The following is a 1,746-nucleotide window of genomic DNA, read 5'->3' on the forward strand; positions in this document are numbered from 1 at the left end:
ATATAATTTTTTATTCAAATTGCATCAGCAAGTTAAGTATAGAAAATTAGGTAATAAAAATGACACATTAGTCGTTAATGAAGATGTCATTGTTTCTCAAGCCGATAACAATCAGTTGCCTGCTCTTGTTAAAGAAATTTACTCTAAGTTAAAACGTTAAAATACCAATTAATATTAAAGGAGTATAACTTTGCACATTTTATTTGATATGCAAAGCTGCCAATCTGAAAGTCGGCTTCGTGGCATAGGGCGTTATTCATTATCTCTGGTTAAAGCTGTAATAGGTAATCCTTCGGGCCACAAGGTCAGCATTTTATTAAATGGTCTTTACCCCATAGATATTATAAACTCTGTTCGAAATGAATTTAGAGGTCTTATTGCGGAAGAGAATATCTATATCTTCTCAGCAGTTGGACCAGTGGCGTACCACGATAAAAATAATCATGCCAGAAATAATGTCGCTAAAATATGTCGCGATTTGGCAATTGCGAACATTAGACCAGATGTAGTCTGCAACACCAGCTTTAGTGAAGGGTTCGTAGATGATTTTTTAGTGTCAATTTCAGATGTTAGTAATGGACCTAAACAATTTTCAATCGTTTATGATTTAATACCTTTATTAAACAAAGACATATATCTTGCAGATGAGAATTTTAAAAATTTTTACATGAATAAACTCGTTGAGTTTGAAAGTGCTGATGGGCTGCTTGCAATTTCTAGTTCTGCTGCAAATGAAGTTAAAAATAACACAGGTATTTGTCCGGAAAAAGTTACTAATATTTCATCTGCTGTTGATTCTCATTTTAAAAAAATCAACATTACTGATGATGAAAAGAAAGATCTGTGCCTGAAGTATAATATTCATAAAGATTTTGTAATGACTATTGGCGTATTGGAGCCACGAAAAAATATTGAAGCACTAATTCATGCTTTCAGCCTTCTTGAGGCAGACGTAAGAAATAGTCATACGCTTGTGTTGGCCTGTCAAATAAAACCACACGACAAAGAGCGATTACTCACTATTGCGCGTAAGCATGGCCTACATGATGAAGATATAGCGTTTACTGGATTCATACCTGATGATGAACTTGTTGCGCTATATAATATTTGTAAGCTTTTTGTTTTTCCCTCAATTCACGAGGGGTTTGGATTGCCGCCGCTTGAAGCTATGTCATGTGGAGCCGCAACAATAGCTTCAAATACTACAAGTCTGCCAGAAGTTATGGGGTGGCAGGAATCTATGTTTGATCCACGGGATGTTAATGACATTTCGAATTTAATGCAGAAGGCACTGATTGACGATAAATTTCGTTTCGCTTTGACTGATAATGCTCAAAAACAAGCCATGAAGTTTTCATGGGATATTTCGGCACAAACTGCGATAGATGCTTTTGAAAAAAGTTTAAATATATTAAAAGCTGATGATGTTATTACTGATGATTCATTAAATCAATCCATAAAAAGAATAAATAATGGTGCTTCTCAACTAATTGATGACGTTGATGTTTTAGGAACAGCATGGGCTCTGGCCAAAAATAGCTTTCTGGCACATGAGCGTAAATTATTAATAGATATCTCTGTTTTGGTTCAGCATGATGCACGAACTGGAATACAACGAGTTGTCAGAAGTGTTTTATCAAATCTTATCAACTCTGGATGCAATGGTTACGTTATTAGACCTATATATTGTAAGATGGGAGAACTATTTCATTATGCAAATGATTATTTGAAACATAACTACGATAT

The 1,746-nt window shown here is 34.6% G+C and carries 1 protein-coding gene; it reads left to right on the forward strand.

Annotation, left to right across the window (positions count from 1 at the left end; genetic code table 11):
* Positions 1–190: 190 nt before the first annotated feature.
* A partial coding sequence (locus JK231_RS25340) for a glycosyltransferase family 1 protein (protein WP_211729918.1) occupies positions 191–1,746 on the forward strand: 1,556 nt, incomplete at its 3' end.

Source organism: Pantoea sp. JGM49, assembly GCF_018257655.1.
Lineage (GTDB): Bacteria > Pseudomonadota > Gammaproteobacteria > Enterobacterales > Enterobacteriaceae > Pantoea > Pantoea communis.